Annotated in this window: 19 protein-coding genes; 7 read left to right on the top strand and 12 right to left on the bottom strand. The window is 41.7% G+C overall.

The window, feature by feature from the left end; all coding sequences use genetic code 11:
- Positions 1 to 129: 129 nt before the first annotated feature.
- Entirely contained in the window at positions 130 to 525 is a 396-nt protein-coding gene (locus HMPREF2728_RS03575) for a helix-hairpin-helix domain-containing protein (protein ID WP_075227060.1), read from the bottom strand.
- Positions 526 to 740: 215 nt separating this feature from the next.
- On the opposite strand from HMPREF2728_RS03575, the gene HMPREF2728_RS03580 reads away from it, so the two are divergent.
- The 6 genes from HMPREF2728_RS03580 (at position 741) to HMPREF2728_RS03600 (ending at position 7104) form a co-directional block, all read left to right on the top strand.
- Entirely contained in the window at positions 741 to 1493 is a 753-nt protein-coding gene (locus tag HMPREF2728_RS03580) for an isoprenyl transferase (protein WP_075227061.1), read from the top strand.
- Positions 1494 to 1501: 8 nt separating this feature from the next.
- The gene (locus HMPREF2728_RS03585; protein WP_075227062.1) at positions 1502 to 2305 is read left to right on the top strand and encodes a phosphatidate cytidylyltransferase; all 804 of its coding nucleotides are present in this window, start codon (positions 1502 to 1504) and stop codon (positions 2303 to 2305) included.
- Between the two features lie 21 nt (positions 2306 to 2326).
- A complete protein-coding gene (gene rseP, locus HMPREF2728_RS03590) occupies positions 2327 to 3583 on the top strand; it encodes an RIP metalloprotease RseP (RefSeq protein WP_075227063.1) in 1257 nt (418 codons plus the stop codon).
- Between the two features lie 16 nt (positions 3584 to 3599).
- Positions 3600 to 5453, top strand: coding sequence for a proline--tRNA ligase (locus HMPREF2728_RS03595; RefSeq protein ID WP_075227064.1), 1854 nt, complete (start codon positions 3600 to 3602; stop codon positions 5451 to 5453).
- A 100-nt stretch (positions 5454 to 5553) separates the two neighbouring features.
- A complete protein-coding gene (locus HMPREF2728_RS10825; RefSeq protein WP_186822190.1) occupies positions 5554 to 5676 on the top strand; it encodes a chlorohydrolase in 123 nt (40 codons plus the stop codon).
- Between the two features lie 48 nt (positions 5677 to 5724).
- Positions 5725 to 7104, top strand: a complete 1380-nt coding sequence (locus HMPREF2728_RS03600; RefSeq protein ID WP_075227065.1) for a glycoside hydrolase family 1 protein — start codon at positions 5725 to 5727, stop codon at positions 7102 to 7104.
- Positions 7105 to 7178: 74 nt separating this feature from the next.
- On the opposite strand, the gene HMPREF2728_RS03605 is transcribed toward HMPREF2728_RS03600, so the two are convergent.
- The 11 genes from HMPREF2728_RS03605 to HMPREF2728_RS03655 form a co-directional block, all read right to left on the bottom strand.
- Entirely contained in the window at positions 7179 to 7853 is a 675-nt protein-coding gene (locus HMPREF2728_RS03605) for a rhomboid family intramembrane serine protease (protein ID WP_075227066.1), read from the bottom strand.
- Positions 7837 to 8376, bottom strand: coding sequence for a 5-formyltetrahydrofolate cyclo-ligase (locus HMPREF2728_RS03610; RefSeq protein WP_075227067.1), 540 nt, complete (start codon positions 8374 to 8376; stop codon positions 7837 to 7839). Before HMPREF2728_RS03610 ends, HMPREF2728_RS03605 begins: the two co-directional genes overlap by 17 nt.
- A 3-nt stretch (positions 8377 to 8379) precedes the next feature.
- Positions 8380 to 9510 carry an N-acetyldiaminopimelate deacetylase gene (locus tag HMPREF2728_RS03615; protein ID WP_075227068.1) on the bottom strand — a complete coding sequence of 377 codons (1131 nt, stop codon included), beginning with the start codon at positions 9508 to 9510 and terminating at the stop codon, positions 8380 to 8382.
- A 61-nt stretch (positions 9511 to 9571) separates the two neighbouring features.
- Positions 9572 to 10270, bottom strand: a complete 699-nt coding sequence (gene dapD, locus HMPREF2728_RS03620; RefSeq protein WP_075227069.1) for a 2,3,4,5-tetrahydropyridine-2,6-dicarboxylate N-acetyltransferase — start codon at positions 10268 to 10270, stop codon at positions 9572 to 9574.
- A gap of 63 nt (positions 10271 to 10333) precedes the next feature.
- Entirely contained in the window at positions 10334 to 11266 is a 933-nt protein-coding gene (locus tag HMPREF2728_RS03625) for a DMT family transporter (protein WP_075227070.1), read from the bottom strand.
- Positions 11267 to 11348: 82 nt separating this feature from the next.
- On the bottom strand, positions 11349 to 13901 hold the full coding sequence (gene pbp1b / locus HMPREF2728_RS03630; RefSeq protein ID WP_075227071.1) for a penicillin-binding protein PBP1B: 2553 nt from the start codon (positions 13899 to 13901) through the stop codon (positions 11349 to 11351).
- A 149-nt stretch (positions 13902 to 14050) separates the two neighbouring features.
- Complete coding sequence (galU, locus tag HMPREF2728_RS03635) at positions 14051 to 14950, bottom strand: UTP--glucose-1-phosphate uridylyltransferase GalU (protein ID WP_075227072.1); 900 nt, start codon at positions 14948 to 14950, stop codon at positions 14051 to 14053.
- 21 nt (positions 14951 to 14971) lie between these two features.
- A complete protein-coding gene (locus HMPREF2728_RS03640; protein WP_075227073.1) occupies positions 14972 to 15988 on the bottom strand; it encodes an NAD(P)H-dependent glycerol-3-phosphate dehydrogenase in 1017 nt (338 codons plus the stop codon).
- A gap of 148 nt (positions 15989 to 16136) precedes the next feature.
- Positions 16137 to 17795, bottom strand: coding sequence for an ABC transporter permease (locus HMPREF2728_RS03645; protein WP_075227074.1), 1659 nt, complete (start codon positions 17793 to 17795; stop codon positions 16137 to 16139).
- Positions 17785 to 18876, bottom strand: coding sequence for an ABC transporter ATP-binding protein (locus HMPREF2728_RS03650; RefSeq protein WP_075227075.1), 1092 nt, complete (start codon positions 18874 to 18876; stop codon positions 17785 to 17787). The genes HMPREF2728_RS03645 and HMPREF2728_RS03650 overlap by 11 nt, the downstream gene beginning before the upstream one ends.
- 12 nt (positions 18877 to 18888) lie before the next feature.
- Positions 18889 to 19929 carry an ABC transporter substrate-binding protein gene (locus HMPREF2728_RS03655; protein ID WP_075227076.1) on the bottom strand — a complete coding sequence of 347 codons (1041 nt, stop codon included), beginning with the start codon at positions 19927 to 19929 and terminating at the stop codon, positions 18889 to 18891.
- A 320-nt stretch (positions 19930 to 20249) separates the two neighbouring features.
- On the opposite strand from HMPREF2728_RS03655, the gene leuS reads away from it, so the two are divergent.
- Entirely contained in the window at positions 20250 to 22751 is a 2502-nt protein-coding gene (gene leuS / locus HMPREF2728_RS03660; RefSeq protein ID WP_075227077.1) for a leucine--tRNA ligase, read from the top strand.
- Positions 22752 to 22808: the final 57 nt, after the last annotated feature.

The raw sequence follows: 22808 nt of genomic DNA on the forward strand, positions 1-22808 counted from the left end.
TTAGCAACTAGTTTTGACACATTTGTGGACTTCTCAGCGCCGCCACTTTCTGTAAAATGTGGGATTCAAAACACCTCTAATGGCTTTATTTTAACAAGTTTTTCACGGAAATGCAAGGGACAAGAAAGATTACTTGAACTTGATGCCGTTTTCTTTTAATTTCTTGATCGTAGCTGGACCGATTCCTTTCAAGGCAAGGAGTTCTTTTTCTGTCCAGTTTTTGAAGTCAGCAGCAGACTTGATCCCTTCATCGTAGAAAGTCTTAGCGCGGTCAACTGAAAGTCCCCCTAGGTTAGCTGCGAAATCTTCTACAGAAGTAGCAACTTTTTGAGCTTGCTCTTTGGTTGCTACTACAGTTTTTTCAACCTTTTTAGAGACAGCTTTACCTGCCTCGCTTGCTGCTTTTTCAGCATGCTTTACAACTTTTTTTGTTTCTTCGACAACCTTGTTTACAGTGTTTGAAAAAGCACCTGAGCGACGAAGGCTGTTTCTCAATTGTTTTTTACGTTGGAGTGTCTTTGACATGATAAAATCCTTTCAATAAAAAATCCCTGTGGCTGAACAAGGATCGAATCTCTATGGTTTTATTGTATCAACTTTCTTTGGGAAATGCAAGGCTTGATATACTGGAAATATAGGAGATATATGGGAAATTTCGCCGTAGAATGATAGACAATAATAGAAGAAAAGTGAAAAATATGGTATAATGAAACGATAGATTTTTGAATAGGAATACAATCATGTTTGGATTTTTAAAAAAAGATAAAGCAACAGAAACCCCCACAATGGTGCCAGACCACATCGGTGTGATCATGGATGGGAATGGGCGTTGGGCTAAAAAACGGATGCAGCCACGAGTCTTTGGCCACAAGGCAGGGATGGATGCTTTGAGAAAGGTAGCGATTGCTGCTAGTGCTATGGGTGTTAAAGCTTTGACAGTCTATGCCTTTTCAACTGAAAACTGGACTCGTCCAGATCAGGAAGTCAAATTTATCATGAACCTGCCAGTTGAATTCTATGATAAGTTTGTTCCTGAATTGCATCAGAAGAACATGAAAATTCAAATGATTGGGGAGACTGATCGTTTGCCGAAGCAGACTTTTGATGCCTTGAAAAAGGCAGAAGAGCTGACTAAGCTAAATACAGGTTTGATTCTCAATTTTGCTCTTAATTATGGTGGACGAGCTGAGATTACACAAGCGGTCAAGTTGATTGCACAGGATGTTTTAGATGCTAAGATCAATCCTGGTGATATCACAGAGGAATTGATTGGGGAATACCTCTTTACGGGTCATTTGCCAAAAGTATTGCGTGATCCTGATTTGATTATTCGGACTAGTGGTGAACTTCGTTTGAGTAATTTCTTGCCATGGCAGGCTGCTTATAGCGAGCTCTATTTCACGGATGTCTTGTGGCCTGACTTTGATGAGGAAGCTTTGAAAGAAGCTATCATCGAGTACAATCGTCGCAACCGTCGTTTTGGAGGAGTTTAGGAGATATTATGATACAGGATTTACAAAAGAGAACCCTTTTTGCTATCTTGGCCTTGGCTATCTTTATCCCAATCTTGGCGATTGGCGGCTTATGGCTCCAGATTGCCATGGGGATTGTAGCTATGTTGGGAGTACATGAGTTACTGCGCATGAAGGGTTTAAATACCATGACGCCTGAAGGACTCTTGACTTTACTAGCAACCTTTTTTCTGACTATTCCTTTGGAAAACTACCTGAAGTTTTTGCCTGTGGATGGGAATGTTGTAGCCTATGGAGTTGTGATCCTCATCATGCTAGGAGCGACAGTCTTCAGCAAGAACTACACCATTGAGGATGCTGTTTTTCCGATTGCCATGAGTTTTTATGTTGGTTTTGGCTTTAATGCTTTGGTCGATGCTCGTATTGCAGGTTTGGATAAGGCGCTTTTGGGACTGTGTATGGTCTGGGCAACCGATAGTGGAGCCTATCTAGTAGGAATGAAGTTTGGTAAGAGAAAACTAGCTCCGAGAGTTTCCCCTAACAAGACCATAGAGGGTGCTATGGGAGGTATCTTGGCTGCTATGCTAGTGACTTTGATTTTTATGCTAGTTGATAGTACCGTTGCTTTACCTTATGGGATTTACAAAATGATGGTCTTTGCTATTTTCTTTAGTATAGCTGGTCAGTTGGGTGATTTAATCGAAAGTGCAATGAAACGTCACTTTGGTGTCAAAGACTCAGGTAAGTTTATCCCAGGTCATGGTGGGGTATTGGATCGTTTTGATTGCATGCTGGCTGTCTTCCCGATTATGCACCTCTTTGGCTTATTTTAAGGAAAGGTAAATAGAAATTAAATGATAGGATTACTAACATTTATCCTGGTCTTTGGGATTATCGTAGTGGTTCACGAATTCGGACATTTTTACTTTGCTAAGAAATCTGGGATTTTAGTTCGTGAATTTGCCATCGGTATGGGCCCCAAAATCTTTGCCCACATCGGAAAAGATGGAACTGCTTATACCATTCGTCTCCTGCCACTTGGTGGTTACGTTCGGATGGCAGGTTGGGGTGAAGATACGACAGAAATTAAGACTGGAACTCCTGCAAGCCTAACATTGGCAGCGGATGGTAAGGTCAAACGCATCAATCTCTCTGGTAAAAAGGTTGACCAGACAGCTCTGCCTATGCAAGTCACTCAGTTTGATTTTGAGGATAAACTCTTTATTAGAGGCTTGGTCTTAGAAGAGGAAAAGACTTTCTCAGTAGACCATGATGCGACCATTGTGGAAGCTGATGGAACGGAAGTTCGTATTGCTCCCTTAGACGTCCAATATCAAAATGCGACTGTCTGGGGCAAATTGATTACCAACTTTGCTGGTCCTATGAATAATTTTATCCTAGGAGTCGTCGTTTTCTGGATCTTGATTTTCATGCAAGGTGGCGTCCGTGATACGCAAACGAATAACTTCAGTATTATTCCAGATAGCGCTTTGGCTAAGGTTGGTGTTGAAAATACTGCCCAAATCACTAAAGTCGGCAGTTATGAGATTTCAAACTGGTCAGATTTGATTCAGGCGGTCGATGCAGAAACCAAGGACAAAACAGCGCCCGTTTTGGATGTGACGGTTTCTGAAAATGGAACTGAAAAACAAGTGAGTGTGACACCTGAAGAAAGCCAAGGTCGTTATATACTGGGTGTTCAGCCAAGGCTCAAATCAGATATCTGGTCTATGTTTATGGGTGGATTTACAACTGCAGCTGATTCAGCCTTGCGAATTCTCAATGCTTTGAAAAGCTTGATTTTCCAACCAGATTTGAATAAATTAGGTGGCCCCGTTGCTATCTTTAAGGCAAGCAGTGATGCCGCTAAAAATGGTCTTGAGAATGTCTTGTTCTTCTTGGCTATGATTTCCATCAATATCGGGATTTTCAATCTGATTCCGATCCCTGCGCTCGACGGTGGAAAAATCGTGCTCAATATCCTAGAAGCTATCCGTCGCAAACCACTAAAACAAGAAATTGAAACCTATGTCACTCTGGTCGGAGTTGTCATTATGGTCGTTTTGATGATCGCCGTAACTTGGAATGACATCATGCGAACCTTCTTTTAAGAATTAGAGGAAAAATATGAAACAAAGTAAAATGCTTATTCCAACGCTTCGCGAAATGCCAAGCGATGCTCAAGTTATCAGCCACGCCCTTATGTTGCGTGCTGGTTATGTTCGCCAAGTATCAGCAGGAGTTTACTCTTACCTACCGCTTGCTAACCGTGTTATCGAAAAAGCTAAGAAGATCATGCGTCAAGAGTTTGACAAGATGGGTGCTGTTGAGATGTTGGCTCCAGCCCTTCTTAGTGCAGATCTTTGGCGTGAATCTGGCCGTTATGAAACCTACGGAGAAGACTTGTACAAATTGAAAAACCGTGAGAAGTCAGACTTCATCTTGGGGCCAACTCACGAAGAAACTTTTACAGCTATTGTCCGTGATTCTGTCAAGTCTTACAAGCAATTGCCACTGAATTTGTATCAAATCCAGCCTAAGTATCGTGATGAAAAACGTCCACGTAATGGACTTCTTCGGACCCGTGAGTTCATCATGAAAGACGGTTATAGCTTCCATGCTAACTACGATAGTTTGGATGTTACTTATGATGAGTACAAGGCAGCCTATGAGCGTATCTTCACTCGTAGTGGTTTGGACTTTAAAGCTATCATCGGTGACGGTGGAGCCATGGGTGGTAAGGATAGTCAAGAATTTATGGCCATCACACCTGCTCGTACAGACCTTGACCGTTGGGTGGTATTAGATAAGTCTGTTGCATCATTTGACGAAATTCCTGATCAAGTGCAAGAAGAAATCAAGGCAGAATTGCTCAAATGGATGGTTTCTGGTGAAGATACCATTGCCTACTCAAGTGAATCAAGCTATGCAGCCAACTTGGAAATGGCAACCAACGAGTACAAACCAAGCAATCGTGTTGTGACTGAAGATCAAGTGGCTCGCGTGGAAACACCAGGTGTCAAATCAATTGATGAAGTCGCAGCCTTCTTGAATATCTCTGAAGAGCAGACAATCAAGACCTTGGTTTATATCGCAGACCAAGAGCCAGTTGTGGCTCTACTTGTCGGCAATGACCAACTCAATGAAGTTAAGTTTAAAAACTACCTTGGAGCAGATTTCTTAGAACCTGCAACTGAGGCAGAAGTGAAAGAATTGTTGGGAGCGGACTTTGGTTCACTTGGCCCAGTAAATCTTCCAGAAAATGTCAAGATTATCGCAGACCGCAAGGTACAAGATAGCCGCAATGCTGTAGTGGGGGCTAACGAAGATGGCTACCACTTGACTGGTGTAAACCCAGGTCGTGATTTCACTGCTGAGTATGTCGATATCCGTGAAGTTCGTGAGGGCGAAATCTCTCCAGATGGACAAGGTGTGCTCAACTTTGCCCGTGGGATCGAGATTGGTCACATTTTCAAACTCGGTACTCGTTATTCAGCAAGCATGGGAGCAGATGTTTTGGATGAAAATGGTCGTGCTGTGCCAATCATCATGGGATGCTACGGTATCGGTGTGAGCCGTCTCCTTTCAGCAGTCATGGAGCAACACGCTCGCCTCTTTGTCAACAAAACTCCAAAAGGCGAATATCGTTACGCTTGGGGAATCAACTTCCCTAAAGAATTGGCGCCATTTGATGTGCACTTGATTCCAGTTAATGTCAAGGATGAAGCAAGTCTTACATTGACAAATCGTATCGAAGAAGCTTTGGTAAATAAAGGCTACGAAGTCTTGACGGATGACCGTAACGAACGTGTCGGTGTTAAATTCAGCGATAGCGACTTGATTGGTCTTCCAATCCGTATCACTGTTGGAAAGAAAGCAGCTGATGGTATCGTAGAAGTCAAGATCAAGGCGACTGGTGATACGATTGAAGTTCACGCTGATAACTTGCTTGAAACCCTTGAAATCCTAACAAACAAATAAAATCTATAATCAGAAGAAAAACAAGACAAAAATGTAACTAGTTTTTGCCTTGTTTTTTCTTTATAATGAGATAAAATAAAGATAAAAAGAGTAATACTCAATGAAAATTAAAGAGCAAACTAGGAAGATAGCCGCAGGTTGCTCAAAACACTGTTTTGAGGTTGTGGATAAAACTGACGAAGTCAGCTCAAAATACTATTTTGAGGTTGCAGATGGAAGCTGACGTGGTTTGAATTTGCTTTTCGAAGAGTATAAATAAAGAGGTAGAGCTATGCTAATATTTCCAAAGGATTTTGTCTGGGGTTCCTCAACTTCTGGACCACAGACAGAAGGACGAGTGCCTGGTGATGGCAAGGGAGATAATCTCTGGGATTATTGGTTCCAAGTAGAACCAAATCGCTACTATAATGGGATTGGACCAGACAAAACATCGACTTTTTATGAAAATTGGGAAAAAGATATCGAACTATTGTTAGAAACAGGTCATACAGCCTTTCGGACTTCAATCCAGTGGTCTCGTATTTTCCCACAGGGGCGTGGAGAGGTCAATCCTCAAGGTGTGGCTTTCTATCGTCAGCTCTTTGAAGCTATTAAGGCCAAGGGAATCCGTCTCTTAGTCAATCTCTATCATTTTGATCTGCCTTTTGCCCTTCAAGAAGATGGCGATGGTTGGGAAAATAAGGCAACCATTAAGGCTTACGAAGACTATGCTCGTTTTTGTTTTGATACTTATGGAGACTTGGTGGATCAGTGGATTACCTTCAACGAGCCTATCGTTCCTGTTGAGTTTGGCTATTTCTATGATGCGCATTATCCACATAAGGTAGATGCCAAAGCTGCGGTTCAGGTAGCCTATAACACTCAACTGGCTAGCACTCTTGCAGTCAAGGCTTGTCACGAAATTTTGCCGGGTTCTAAGATTGGGATTGTCCTCAATTTGACTCCAGCTTATCCACGTAGTCAACATCCTGCGGATGTGAAAGCTGCTCGCATTGCCGATCTCTTCCAGGCCCAATCTTTCCTAGATCCATCTGTCTTGGGAACTTATCCAGAAGAATTGGTGGAAATTTTAGCTGAGCATGACTTGTTACCAGATTCTACAGCAGAAGAATTGGAACTTATTCGTGAGCACATAGTAGATTTCCTTGGAGTCAACTACTACCAACCCTTGCGTGTCATGGCGCCACGTTTTGCTAAGCATCCTGACAGCCCTCTCTTGCCTGAGCATTTCTATGAACCTTATGTTATGCCTGGTCGTAAGATCAATCCCCACCGTGGCTGGGAAATCTACGAGCAAGGGATTTACCATATCGCTCAAAACATCAAGGAAAACTATGGCAATATCGAGTGGATGCTGACCGAAAACGGTATGGGCGTTGAAGGTGAAGACAAATTCCGTGAGAATGGTATGATTCAGGATGATTACCGAATCGACTTTGTCAAAAGGCATCTGGCTGAACTTCATCGTGCCATTGAAGATGGTGCCAACTGTAAAGGCTACTTGATCTGGACCTTTATCGATTGCTGGTCATGGCTCAACAGCTATAAAAACCGCTATGGTTTAGTCGAGCTTGACCTTGAAACGCAAGAACGCCATTTGAAAAAATCCGGCCACTGGTTCAAAGAGCTCAGTGACAACAATGGGTTTTAAGCAACTTTTTATATAGATTCAAAAAACCATTGGGAATCAATTCTTTACGAGTTTTTCCAATGGTTTTTCTTGTTTTATAATAATCCGATAAAAAGTAACAAAGCTGACAGAGCAATAAAGGCTAGGGTTGCTAGACCACGTTGGCCTGGGCTGTATATCTTTCTTTCGCCTCGAACTGGGAAGACGATAGCTAGTAATGCGCCACCGACAGCTCCACCTACGTGTCCAGCAAGGCTGATACCAGGCATTAAAACGCTACCTACTAGGTTGATGACTAAGAGGGAGAGGTAGGATTGCCCGAGCTGCTGGAGATAGGGATTGCGTGAAGCATAACGAAGAACGACAATAGAGGCGAACATCCCGTAGAGAGCAGTTGAAGCACCTGCAGTAATAGCATTGGGACTAAAAACTAGGACAAAGAGATTTCCCATCATACCCGAAAGAAGGTAGATAAAGAAAAACTGTTTGGAGCCAAAGATTTGTTCCATTTGCCGTCCCAAGAAGTAAAGGGAAAGCATATTAACGAGAAAATGCTGTAAGCCAATGTGGACAAAGGTTGCGGAGAATAAGCGCCAGATTTGTTCAGGCATGGCCTTGATAGCAGGGGGATACACAGCTCCGAATTTATACAAGGTGGCTGCGCTGGTATAGTTGAAACCACTGGTTAGAAACATGAGTACAAAAATCAGGGTTGTCACGAGTAGAAAGAAGCTCGTGACAGGATAACGACGATCAAAAATTTCTTTCATAGATGAGTACCTCCTCAACTGGAATATCGTGTGGATCAGGATGGAAGTCCTGAATCTGACAAGGATAAAGTGTACTGATAGTGTTGCCTGGGAAATGCTCCAAGTAGCGATCGTAATAGCCACCACCGTAGCCAATTCGATAACCAGAAGGATTGAAAGCTAAACCAGGAACATGAATCAGGTCAATCTGAGACGGCTCAAAGACAATAGTTTTCCCCTGTGGTTCAAGAAGTCCAAAAGAATTTCTTTCGAGTTTCTCTGGTTCATAGAGCACAAAGTCCATTTTCCCCTGTGGATAAGTTTTGGGAATGAGGATGGTTTTCCCATCTTTTTGAGCTTGTTCGATCAGTCTAGCTGTCTGAAATTCATGAGGAAAAGACAGGTAAGTGGCGATGGTTTTTGCTTCCTTGTAGAAGGGATGTAGAAGTAGTTGCTCAGTCAACCAAGCGTCAATGACTTCCTTTTCTTCGGCTGACAGAGATTTGAGTTCTTGCAAGACCTGCTTGCGTAGGGCTTTTTTCATAATTTACTCCGCAGCTTTCTTGGCTAAAAAGCTTGATACAGTCTCGACTCCAATTGCCAGAGCTTCTTCCTTAGGACTCATCTGTGGATGGTGAAGAGCATAGGGACTATCAATTCCAAGCCAGAACATGACACCAGGAACCTTGGAGAGAAGATAACCAAAGTCTTCTCCTGTCATGGCAGGTTCGATGTCGATTAGTTCAATTCCCTCTTTTTCATCAAAGAAGGTCATCAATTCCCGGGCTAATTCAGGGTTGTTTTCGACTGGTAAATAACCTCCCTGTTTGAGTTCAACTTCCACATCCATATCAAAAGCGGCTGCGACCCCTTCAGCGATAGCTTTGACACGTTTTTGCACCAAGAGGCTCATGCTGTGTGTAAGAGCTCGAATCGTTCCATGTAAGAAGGCTGTATCAGCGATGACATTATTGGTTGTTCCAGCTTGAAAGACACCGAAAGTGACGACAGCTCCCTCGATAGGATCGACATTACGGCTAACGACTGACTGAACTTGAGTGACAAAATAGCTAGCTGCAACCAGAGCGTCATTTGCTTGATGTGGAAAGGCTGCATGGCCACCTTTACCCTTGAAGCGAATCTTGACTTCGCAAGTACCTGCAAAGAGTGTATGAGTATTGGTCGCAATCTGTCCAACTTTTAGGTCTGGACGAACATGAAGCCCATAAAATTGATCAGGCAACCAGTCACCAAATGCTCCATCTTCATACATGAGCATACCACCTGCTTCGTTTTCCTCGGCAGGTTGGAAGAGAAAGAGGAGATTGTTTTTAGGTTGGTTTTCTAGAGCACGTTCGAGACTTCCTAGGGCAATGGTCATGTGAAAATCATGTCCACAAGCATGCATACGGTCTTGGTGTTGAGAGGCAAAGGCAAGGCCTGTTTGTTCAACGATTGGGAGTCCGTCGATGTCTGTCCGCCAACCAATGGTACGTTCTGGGTGACTTCCCTGCAAGTAAACTAAAATACCTGTTCGCCAAGTACGAATCTGAACAAAATCCTTTTCAGCTGTTAATTTCTCAATGACATTGAGCAAATAAGCGTGAGTCTTGAATTCTTCTAAACCAATCTCAGGAATTTGGTGAAGATCGCGTCGAGTTTGAATTAAATCTAACATATCTAATTTCCTTCTATTGATACGATAAAGAGGCTGGAAATATTTCCGCCTCTGTTACTAATTACAAGGTGCGAAGCGCATCTTCTAGCGCTGTTTTTTGTTGAGTTTGGCTATCAATTTCTTTGATGATACGAGCCGGAACACCTGCCACCACAACATTTTCTGGAACATCTTGAGTAACGATGGCACCAGCTGCAACAACAGAACCGCTACCGATTTGAACACCTTCGATAACCACAGCGTTAGCACCGATGAGAACATTGTCACCGACACGAACAGGCTCCGCACTAGCTGGTTCGATGACACCTGCAAGAACAGCGCCGGCACCTACGTGACTATTTTTACCGACAATAGCACGTCCACCCAGAATAGCTCCCATATCAATCATAGTACCAGCACCGATTTCAGCACCGATATTGATAACAGCCCCCATCATGATAACAGCGTTGTCGCCAATCTCAACCTGGTCACGGATGATAGCGCCTGGCTCGATACGAGCATTGATAGCACGTTTATCAAGGAGAGGTACAGCGGAGTTGCGAGCGTCTTGTTCAACAACATAGTCCTTGTTTTCTGTTAGTCCTTCAAGAAGTGGAGCGATATCTTTCCAGTCTCCAAAAAGAACATTCCCAAGCTTAGTAACAGAAGTAGGGATAGCTCCAGCAAGTTGTCCTTCAAAGGTCACTTTTACGCTTGTCTTTTTCTCAGCATTGGCGATAAATTGGATAATTTCTTGTGCATTCATTTTTGTAGCAGTCATAGGTGTCTCCTCACTCTTTGTAATGCTTACTATTCTACCAAAAAAGGCTTCAATTTTGAAGCCTTAAGTGTTAAAAGAAGATTCTTTCATTTTGTTTTTTGATTCTTCAATGGATAGAAAGATCATTGGGATGATAATCAAAATCATAGCCAGTAGCAGATACCCATCCAAGACTAAACCTAGAAAGAGAACGCTTAGAATAGCAGATGATAAAGGTTCGCTTGCACTGACGACTGACACCACCAATGGGGATACGAGCGATACAGCCTTCATAGATAGGAAAAAGGCAAAGGCAGTTCCCAAAAAGGCAATGGTCAAACAAATACAGATACTGATGGCATCAACCTGGAAGCTAATCTTATAAACAGGGTAGATAAAATTACTAAAAATCCCAGCGATAATCATTCCCCAGCCAACAGTAGGCACAAAACCGTATTTTTTAGCAAAGCGTTGGGGTAAGATGACATTGAACATGACACCTAGTGCACTGAGAAGTCCTGTCAGTAAAGCAAGTGGTGTAATTGATAATTTGGATAGATCTCCTTTGGTAGCCATCAAAAAGACCCCAACCATAGCAACCAAGACATAAAAAATAGCACTTTTAGAAGCTTTTTTCTTGTAGATAATGCGATTGTAAAAGAGGATAAAGACAGGACTGATAAATTGTAGGATGGTTGCAGTTGTAGCGTTGGAGTACTCCACACAGAGATAGAAGAAATACTGAACGGAGAAGATCCCTAAGATAGCATAGGCCAGAAAAGGAAGGTAATTGTTTCGATTTTTCCAGATCTCGAAGAGCTGGAACCGGAGTTTTATACTAGATAAGACGATTACGAAACTACCAGCGACGAGTAGACGCATAGAAGTAATCCACCCTGAAGATACTTGATAATGTGAAAAAAAGTACTCTCCTAAAATTCCGCAGATCCCCCAGATCAAGCCAGATAGGAGAGAATAAATGGTTCCCTTAAAAATATTCTTTTGATATTTATTCATATTGCTATTGTACCATGAAACGAAGAAAGAAAAAAGAGAGTTGAGAAAATCATTTCTTTCCCACTCTCAATGATTGTGCTAGTTAGCGCCGTTGATTGCTACTTCTGTTATTGGAACTAGAGCTACTATTATTGTTCCCGTTACTATTAGAAGTATTATTACTATTATTACTATTATTACTATTATTGTTGTTGTTATTGTTATTGTTGTTATTGTTACTGCTATTGTTTGATGAGGAAGAAGATACTTTTGGCAGACTTCCTAAAATGGTGTTCCAAGCATTTTGGTAGTCAGAATCGCTTCCACCAATAGCGAATTTATAAGTGGTAGTCGGCGCGCCAGCTTGGTTAGCCCAGTAGCTAGTCACCGTTTCTCCGCTTAGATTAATTTCTTTCCCATTGATAGTCACCTTTCCTGGCTTTTGACCAGTTGATTTGAGGACTTGTGATGAAGTGACGCTTGAATCGAGTTTGAAACGTTCTGAACCCCAAGCAGAGGGAGATGCTTGCTGGATGGCATTTACCAGATGAGCCATGTATTTTGCATTGCGGTAGTATGCTCCCTGGGCTAGAGGGCTGTTGTCGTCATGTCCAACCCAGCCTCCAAGGGTTAATCTTGGAGTAGAGACCATTAGCCACATATCCCCTTCTTCATTGGTTGTACCAGTTTTTCCGATCCAGTCAGCACCTGCTAGACTGGAATTGATAGAAGTCAGATCCGTTTGGAAGCTTGTAGTGACTCGAGATGAAAGCACATCTCTTAGCAAACTCTGCATAATGGTTGCAGTAGCTTTAGAGTAAACTTGGATGGGTTTAGCCTGATGTTCATAGAGAACCTCACCACTCGTTTTCTCAATTTTTGAGATCATGTATTTCTTATGATAGGTACCATTGTTAGCTAGCGTTTGGTAGCCATTGGTGTGCTGGGCTACAGTAACTTCAATTCCTCCTCCCATTGGAAGACTTTCAATGCCATATTCTGGGATTTCATATCCCATTTTTTCCATATAAGAACGGACGTCAACCCCTTTTTCACGGAGCATTCTGTAGGTCCAGTAGGCTGGGATGTTCCAAGAATAGTTGAGAGCTTCTTTAAGGTCTATCATGGTTGTTCCAGGACTGTTGACATGCATGATCGGAGTTCCGTTAGAGAAGTTTGTTGGATAGTTTGAGAGGATGCTAGCACTTCCCATAAGCCCTTGGTCGATAGCAATACCGTAGGCCAAGAGTGGCTTGGTAGTGGAGGCAGGGGAACGTTTGGTATCGAAGGCGTGATTGTTTTGATTGGTCTGATAATCTCGCCCACCTATAAAACCTAAAATCGCCCCAGTTTGATTGTCCATCAAGACATTCCCAACTTCAGGTTGACCCGAGCTATCATTTAGAAGGTATCCGTAGTTTGTTACGGCATTTTGCATAGCAGTATGAATCGTTTTATCGATGGTAGTTGTAATACGGTAACCACCGTTTTGGATTTCTTTTTCGGCCAATTCTTGATAAGATTTTCGGATAGATTCATTCTGTAGTTCTTGGTCAGAAACATTGTCCTTTTGCACCAGATAATCATACATAATCTTGGTAGCCTCGTCGAGCGCAGTGAAGTAGAGGAAGCCTTTAGAGGTAACGCTAGCATTTTCTGATGGCAAGAAATCTTGCTTAATGTCATAAGCCTTGTAGGTTTCATAGTCTTCCTGGCTGAGGACTCCTGTTCGATACATATTGTAGAGAACATCTTTTGAGCGCTTAATACCGAGTTCAATATCTTCCTCGCTCTTCATCTCACCAGTAGATTCATAAGGTGAGTAGGAAATAGGACTTTGTGGTAAACCTGCTAGGAAAGCCGCTTGAGGAATGGTTAGTTTGCTTGCATCCACCCCAAAAATCCCTTTGGCAGCTTGTTGAGCACCTGCGATATTTTGACCTTTATTGTTACGACCAAAAGGAGCAACGTTGAGATAGGTGGTTAGGATTTCGTCCTTGCTCATGGCTCTTTCCAAGGCCAAGGCATCAACGATTTCACTGGCTTTACGGGCAAGCGTAGGAGCATCACCAACCACTTGTTGTTTGATGAGCTGTTGTGTTAGGGTAGATCCTCCACTGGAAGAACCAAGTCCGATGAATTTTCCTAGACTGGCTCGAATAACCGCTTTAGGAACGACACCGTTGTGCTCTGCAAAGTGTTCATCCTCGGTTGCAACGATAGCTTGCTTGAGGTTATCTGAAATGGCATCTGATGATACAGATGTGCGAAGTAGATCGCTTTCGATAGCGCTAATCATGGAACCATCTGCGTAGCGGATTTCAGAGATGGATGAAATATTATTGACCTGCTTGATCAAATCCTCCGTTTGAGGGACACTAACTTGATCAAAGAGAGAAACAGCATAACCCAAGGCAACCCCTGTTCCAAGGAGACCGCCAATAAAAGCTAGGATGAAAAGTGTGTTAAAAGTTGCCTTTATGCCAAGTAAAATCTTGGCACACAAGGTCCAAATATCGAATGGTGTTTGAGTTTTCTTTTTCTGCTTAGAGTTTTTTCCACTCTTTTTCTTTGCATTCATTTTAGAAGCTGTTAATTTTAGAGACCGAAGTAAGGCCAGTCCTTTTTGTTTTATTCTTGTTACATGTTTGTTCATAGAATTCCTCACTCTTTATTATTATACCATAAAAGCAATTATTGCAAGAAATTAGGCTTAGAACAGGGCTTTGGATAGGGATTGGAGTTCGAATTTTAGACATTGAAAAAAGCCAGATTTAAGCTAAATCTGACTGTTGGGTCAATTGTTTATTTTTCTCCTGAAAGTTCTTTTCCTAGATCAATCAAGTAGTCCTTCAAGTGGTCTTTGACTTGAGGATGTTTGAGAGCATATTCGATAGATGTCTTCATAAATCCAAACTTATCTCCAACATCATAACGTGAACCTTTAAACTCGCGCGCAAATACACGTTGAGTTTTGTTGAGTGTATCGATAGCATCTGTTAGCTGGATTTCATTTCCCGCACCAGGTTTTTGACTTTCGAGAATGCCGAAAATCTCAGGTGTGAGGAGATAACGGCCAATAATGGCTAGATCACTTGGTGCGTCTTCAGGTGCTGGCTTTTCAACGAAGGTTTCAACACTGTAAAGACCGTCATTTCCTTCACCTTGAGGAGCGATGACTCCGTATGAAGAAACTTCTTCATGTGGGACAGGCATGACGGCGATAGTAGAAGCATGAGTCTTCTCATAATCGTTCATGAGTTGCTTAGTCAGTGGAATAGCCTTGTCATCTGTGATATCCATGAGGTCATCTCCAAGCATAACCACAAAGGGTTCATTCCCGACGAAAGCTTTGGCTTGTAAGACGGCATCTCCGAGTCCACGTGGGTGTGTTTGACGGATGAAGTGAAGGCGCATACCAGTTGTTTCATCGACTAGTTTCAAGAGATCTGTTTTTCCTTTTTCCTTGAGGTTATATTCTAGTTCAAAGTTTGAGTCAAAATGGTCTTCGATCGAACGTTTTGATTTCCCTGTGACAACAAGAATGTCCTCAATTCCAGACTTGAGAGCTTCTTCAACGATAAACTGGATGGTTGGTTTATCCACGATTGGCAACATTTCTTTGGCCAAAGCTTTAGTAGCAGGTAGGAAACGAGTTCCAAGTCCTGCAGCAGGGATAACAGCTTTTCTAACTTTTTGCTTCATGAGCATCCTTTCTAACGGTGATTATGACCACTCGTTCTCTGCCTTGAACTCATTGCTCATGAGTTCAGAAACAGCATCCTTAATATTAACATTTTCATAAATAACCTGATAGATAGCCTGAGTAATAGGCATATAGACTCCAAGTTCTTGCGCCAATTCATAAGCAGCTTTGGTTGTTGAAATTCCTTCAATCACCATCCCCATGTTGGCTTCGATATCTGCCAAGGCTTCGCCACGTCCAAGAGCATCACCTGCTCGCCAGTTACGTGAGTGGACAGAAGTTCCAGTAACGATTAAATCCCCAACTCCAGAAAGTCCGCTATAAGTCAGTGGATTTGCTCCAAGTTTGACTCCTAGACGAGTGATTTCCGCAAGCCCGCGCGTGATAATGGCAGCTTTAGCGTTGTCTCCAAATCCAAGTCCATGGAGGGCACCTGCACCAACAGCGATGATGTTTTTAAGAGCACCAGCTGTTTCCACTCCAATCACATCTGTATTGGTATAAAGACGGAAGTAGTGGTTACTAAAGAGTGTCTGAACATACTGAGCTGTCTCTAAATCCTTAGATGCGGCTGTAATCAAGGTAATATCACGGACGATTGTTTCTTCTGCGTGACTAGGACCAGATACAACCACAATTTCACTACGAAACTCTTGAGGGATTTCTTCTTCGAGAATAGTTGAAAGACGTTTGTGACTATTTGGCTCAAGACCTTTTGAAGCATGCATGACCACCACTTTATGATCCAAAACAGCAGCTACCTGTTGAGCTACCAATCTTGTCACCTTTGTTGGGACTACGAACAAGACAGCATCAACACCCTTCAAGGCTTCTGCCAAATCATGATAGGCCACAATTTTATCGTCTAATACAATATCCTTAAAATAGCGTTTGTTAGTATGTTGTGTATTAATTTCATCAATTTGGTCAGGAATATTTCCCCAGATACGCACTTCGTGTCCGTTGTCGTTAAGAACTTGTGACAGTGCAGTACCCCAAGAACCAGGCCCTAAAACAGCGATGGTTTGTTTGTTCATATTTTCCTCCTTCTGAGAAAGCACTTTCCTATATTCTACCATAAAAAGGACTATCATGCATCTATATTATTTATGAAGCATTAATTGAATGATAGAGTATAAATAAAAAGACAGCCAATGAGTAATTTGGCTGTCTTTAGGAGAAAAACTAGAGGGTAATGCTATTGTTTTTAGAAATTTTCATAAATAGTAATAATGAAGCAACTGTCAAGACAGTGAGGATAGTTGACAAAGCAGCTGCCACACCATAATTTCCTCTGAGGACCTCTGTATAGATTGCTACGGTCATAGTTTTTGTTTTGGCATTATATAGCAGGATAGAAGTAGATAGTTCTGAAATCATTGTTACCCATGATAGAATAGATCCAGAAATAATACCGGGTAACATCATTGGAACAGTGATGTTACTGAAAGTATTGAGACGGCTACTTCCTAAACTCTCAGCTGCTTCTTCAATACTAGGTGCTATTTGTTGTAAGCTAGCAACGGATGAGCGGATTGTATAAGGGAGTCTTCTTACAGATAAGGAGATAATCAAGATGAAGGCTGTTCCTGTAATCATAAGGAAGCCACTTCCGAAGATACCTGTATTGAATGAAGAGATAAAGGCAATACCGAGAACTGTTCCTGGTACGATATAAGGTACCATACTAAGGCTATCAATTAAGTTTGTAAACAAATTTCGTTTTCTAACAGCTAGGTAGGAGATAAATGATGCAAATAAAACAACTAGAATCAAAGCAATCAAAGGAATGCGAATCGTATTAAAAATAGTAGCTCCCATGCGATTGAAGGCAATCTTGTAACTGTTTAGAGAATAGCCCTTGACAAATACCATACCTGATGTTTTTAGGAAAGAGGTATAAATCAAAAATAATTGAGGTAGAACAGAAAATAAGACAATTCCGTAAACTGTTGCATAAATTGCTGCCATTTTCCCTTTTGTAGTTTTTTTCGGCTCAATTGGATGGAGAGAATTCATGCTGAAACTATAGCGATTGGAAATATATTTTTGAATAAGAAAGATTGTTAAAGCAATGATAATCGCCATGATTGCTAAAGCAGATGCAAAAGCAGAATTTCCGCCAACCTCACTAATGAATTGATTATAAATTAAAACAGGGAAAGTTCGATATCCTTCACCAATTAACATAGGAGTTCCGAAGTCGGAGAATGCTCTCATAAATACGAGTAGGGCAGCGGCAAGTAAAGTTGGAACTAAAAGGGGCAAAATAACTGTTATCATACGTTTGAATCCAAATACCCCCATGCTTTCAGCGGCTTCAAGAAGAGAATGGTCAATTCTTTTCATGGCTCCAGCCACGTATAGAAAAACTAATGGGAATAGCTGGAGTGTGAACACAAGTACAATTCCTTTGAAGCCATAAATATCAATAGCTGGAAGATGAAGGGCATTTGTCAAAAATTTAGTGATGACACCATTTCGTCCCAACAAGAGAATCCAAGAGTATGCCCCTACGAAAGGAGCTGACATGGAAGCGATGATAATCAATATCTGTAAAAATTTCTTTCCTTTGAAGTCATATATAGAAAAGAGGTAAGCCAATAAGGTCCCTAAAACTAGGGAAGTTACAGTAGAAGTAATGGAGACGTTAAAACTGTTTACTAGTGTCTCAGAGTAATAGGATTTACTAAAGAAATCCTCAAAATTAGCTAGTGAGAATTGACCTTCATGTATGAGTGCTTGCTTGAGTACAATAATAATTGGATAAACAAGAAAAATAAGATAGGTAAGAAAGATGAAGAATGAGGAGGTTGTCCAAATATTTAGTTTTTTACCTTTCATAGCCAACTCCTGTAATAAGATTTTGGGAACCATCTGCAGAAAAGACATTTAACTTTTGAGTATTGATTCGTAGACGAATTCGATCCCCTTTTTGAAGATCTTCTTCAAAAGTTGATTCTTCGCTGACCTGTATTTTTGAAGAAAATGCAGTCTCTACAAAATATTCAGTGGTGAGTCCAAGATAAACACTATCGGTGATTGTTCCATCGATTGGGCCATTTTCATCACGGATAAATTCTTCAGGACGAATGCTAACACGGATGTTTTGCTCGTCAATTTGGTCAAGAGCTGGCATACGAAGAGAGTAGCCGTCTTCAAAGACGATGTACGCTCCATCAGCTTGCTTTTCTAAACGGGCAGGGATGATGTTTGTTCTACCAATAAAGGTTGCGACAAATTCGTTCTCTGGTTTGTGGTATAGCTCTTTTGGACGACCAATTTGTTGAATAACACCATCTTTCATAACCGCGATTTGGTCAGAAATAGCCATGGCTTCTTCTTGGTCGTGGGTCACATATACAGTTGTAATTCCCACTTCGTGTTGAATTTCTCGAATAACTTGGCGCATATCTAAGCGAAGTTTCGCATCCAGGTTACTAAGTGGCTCGTCCATGAGGAGAACACTTGGATTAACAGCTAATGCACGTGCTAAGGCGACACGTTGTTGTTGTCCACCACTGAGCTTATCGGGCTTTCGATCTGCGTATTGATCAATTTGCATTAGTTCCAGATATTTATTAGTTTGTTGAACTAATTCATCTTTTGGAACCTTTTTTTGTTTAAGACCAAAAGCAACATTATCTCGAACAGTCAAATGTGGGAAAATAGCGTAGTTTTGGAAAACCATACCGATGTTGCGTTTGCTGGGTTCTATGTTATTGATTTTAGTATCATCGAAGTAAAATTCTCCGCCTTCAATACTGTTGAAGCCTGCAATCATTCGAAGAAGAGTCGTTTTTCCACAACCTGAAGGTCCAAGAATAGTGAAAAGACTTCCTTTTGGGATCGTAACATTTAAATTCTCAATGACAGGAATGTCATGGTAGATTTTTTTTGCGTTAATAATTTTGATCTCACTCATACTGAACCTCTTTTACTGTTTCGATTGAATATTAGTGAAAATATCATTGTACTTTTTAAGAATAGCTGATTTATTTTGGATGACGTACTCAGAATCTTCAGTGGCGATATTGATTTCGGTCATTGATTTCATATTTTTATTGGTTTTAGCATTTTTTCGAATGGGTCTAATGGTTGTTTCAGTTCCTAGTTTATCCTGAATGTCTTGAGAAAGAAGGAAATCGATAAATTTTTTAGCGTTTTCCATGTGTTTGGCATTTTTGATAATAGCTGCGTTACCAGGCAAAAAGACGGTTCCTTCTTTTGGATAAATGACTTTTACATCAACGCCATCGTTTAAGAGTTTCAAGGCAGGATCTTCATAGGTGAGTCCGACAGCCATTTCTCCGTCAGCGACTGATTTGTAGACATTTGAAGAACTAGAAGCAATTTTCCCATCTACTAAGCTAAATAGATTTTTCACATATGTCCAAGCTTGCTCATTTTCATAGCCCCCCTGATCTACGAGCATGTTTGTTAATTGAGCAAAGGCGCTAGAAGAATTACTTGGATTAGCAGTTGCGATTTTTCCTTTTAATTTAGGATTGAGTAGATCATTGTAGCCTTCAATTTTAATATCTTTTGTAAGAGCTGAATTGGCAATGATGACACTGACATCAAGTGTATAAGGCGTGTAGAATCCAGTTTTATTTTGATATTCAGGGATTATCTGGTCGTTCTCTTGAGAAATATAAGGTTCAAAAAGATTTTCGTTAGAAGAGAAGAGGGCGTAGGAGCCTCCGAAAATGACATCGGCTACAGGGGATTCTTTTTCAGCCTCAGCTTTTTTGAACAATTCACCAGTGCTGGCTTGTACTAAGTCAACCTTAATACCATATTTTTCTTCGAAGGCAGGGATTGTTTCTTCGATAAGGTCTTCAGGGTTAGGCGAGTAGATAACCAAAGTGTTATCTGAATCTTTTTCAGAGCTAGTTTCCGCTTCTGTTGTTGAAGAACATCCTGATAAAGTAAGAAATATCCATCCACAAGAGAGAAAGAATAGTAGTTTTTTCATAAGAGTCTCCTTTTTTTACGAACGTTTTTACTCTACAACTTGCTTAATGTTTATAATTTGCAGAGTTCTATAGGATATAATAAAAACCTTAAAGAAATCTAAAACGAGGAATATGAGTTAAAGGCGTTAGGGGAAAAAGATGGAAGAGATAAATAATCGATATAAGTTAATTTCAAGTGTTAGCTAATTTTTTATACTGCTAAATAAGCTGGATTTGCGATTCAGTCTTTCTTTCCATCCAAGCCCAAAAGAACATTTCTCGACTTTCAAATTCCCCCAAAAATGGTATAATAGTAACATCATAAAATTGGAGAAATAGCATGAGTTTTTACAATCATAAAGAAATCGAGCCTAAGTGGCAAAAATACTGGGCTGACAATCACACTTTTAAAACAGGAACAGATGCCTCAAAACCTAAGTTTTACGCATTGGACATGTTCCCTTACCCATCTGGAGCGGGTCTTCACGTAGGACACCCAGAAGGCTACACAGCAACTGATATCCTCAGCCGTTTCAAACGTGCCCAAGGTTACAATGTCCTTCACCCAATGGGATGGGATGCCTTTGGTTTGCCTGCTGAGCAATACGCTATGGATACTGGTAATGACCCAGCAGAATTCACAGCGGAAAACATTGCCAACTTCAAACGCCAAATCAATGCGCTTGGATTCTCTTACGACTGGGACCGTGAAGTCAATACTACAGATCCAAACTACTACAAGTGGACGCAATGGATTTTCACTAAGCTTTACGAAAAAGGTTTGGCTTATGAAGCTGAAGTGCCAGTAAACTGGGTTGAAGAGTTGGGAACAGCTATCGCCAACGAAGAAGTACTTCCAGATGGAACATCTGAGCGTGGTGGCTATCCAGTTGTCCGCAAACCAATGCGCCAATGGATGCTTAAAATTACTGCCTATGCGGAGCGCTTGCTCAATGACTTGGATGATCTTGACTGGCCAGAGTCTATCAAAGATATGCAACGCAACTGGATTGGGAAATCAACTGGTGCCAATGTCACCTTCAAAGTAAAAGGGACTGACAAGGAATTCACTGTCTTTACGACACGTCCAGACACCCTCTTTGGTGCGACCTTCACTGTTTTGGCGCCTGAGCATGAACTAGTAGATGCCATCACAAGTCCTGAACAAGCTGAGGCTGTATCTGACTACAAACACCAAGCCAGCCTCAAATCAGACTTGGCTCGTACTGACCTTGCCAAGGAAAAAACAGGGGTTTGGACTGGTGCTTATGCCATCAACCCTGTCAATGGTAAAGAAATCCCAATCTGGATTGCCGACTACGTTTTGTCTAGCTATGGTACAGGTGCTGTTATGGCTGTACCTGCCCACGATGAGCGTGACTGGGATTTTGCTAAACAGTTTGGTCTTCCAATCGTAGAAGTACTTGAAGGTGGAAACGTTGAAGAAGCTGCCTACACAGAAGATGGCCTTCACGTCAACTCTGACTTCTTGAACGGTCTCAACAAAGAAGAAGCGATTGCTAAAATCGTGTCTTGGCTAGAAGAAAAAGGCTTTGGTCAAGAAAAGGTTACCTACCGTCTCCGCGACTGGCTCTTTAGCCGTCAACGTTACTGGGGTGAACCAATCCCAATTATTCATTGGGAAGATGGAACTTCAACAGCTGTTCCAGAAAGTGAATTGCCACTTGTCTTGCCAGTAACCAAGGACATACGCCCTTCAGGTACTGGAGAAAGCCCATTGGCTAATTTGACAGACTGGCTTGAAGTGACTCGTGAGGATGGAGTGAAAGGTCGTCGTGAAACCAATACTATGCCACAATGGGCGGGTTCAAGCTGGTACTACCTTCGCTATATCGACCCACACAACACTGAGAAATTGGCTGATGAGGACCTCCTCAAACAATGGTTGCCAGTAGATATCTACGTAGGTGGTGCAGAACACGCCGTGCTTCACTTGCTTTACGCTCGTTTCTGGCATAAATTCCTCTATGATATCGGTGTTGTTCCAACTAAAGAGCCATTCCAAAAACTATTTAACCAAGGAATGATTTTGGGAACAAGCTACCGTGATCACCGTGGAGCTCTTGTGGCAACTGACAAGGTTGAAAAACGTGACGGTTCCTTCTTCCATGTGGAAACAGGGGAAGAGTTGGAGCAAGCACCAGCCAAGATGTCTAAATCCCTCAAGAACGTTGTCAACCCAGACGATGTGGTGGAACAATACGGTGCTGATACCCTTCGTGTCTATGAAATGTTCATGGGACCACTCGATGCTTCAATCGCTTGGTCTGAAGAAGGATTGGAAGGAAGCCGTAAATTCCTTGACCGTGTTTACCGTTTGATTACAAGTAAAGAAATCGTTGCGGAAAACAATGGCGCTCTTGACAAGGTTTATAACGAAACTGTTAAATCTGTTACTGAGCAAATCGAGTCTATGAAATTCAACACAGCCATTGCTCAGCTCATGGTCTTTGTTAATGCTGCTAACAAGGAAGATAAACTCTATGTGGATTACGCCAAAGGATTTATCCAAATGATTGCCCCATTTGCCCCTCACTTGGCAGAAGAACTCTGGCAAACAGTCGCAGCAACCGGTGAGTCTATCTCTTACGTGGCTTGGCCAACATGGGACGAAAGCAAATTGATTGAAGACGAAATTGAAATCGTCGTTCAAATCAAAGGAAAAGTCCGTGCCAAACTCATGGTCGAAAAAGACCTTTCTCGCGAAGAATTGCAAGAAGTGGCTCTGGCTAACGAAAAAGTTAAGGCAGAGATCGATGGCAAGGAAATCGTGAAAGTGATTGCGGTACCGAATAAGCTTGTAAACATTGTTGTGAAATAAAAATGAATCCTTCAGAGCTAAGCTTTGGAGGATTTTTTGTAGATTACCTGTGAGATG

This window comes from Streptococcus sp. HMSC061D10 (genome assembly GCF_001808865.1).
Lineage (GTDB): Bacteria > Bacillota > Bacilli > Lactobacillales > Streptococcaceae > Streptococcus.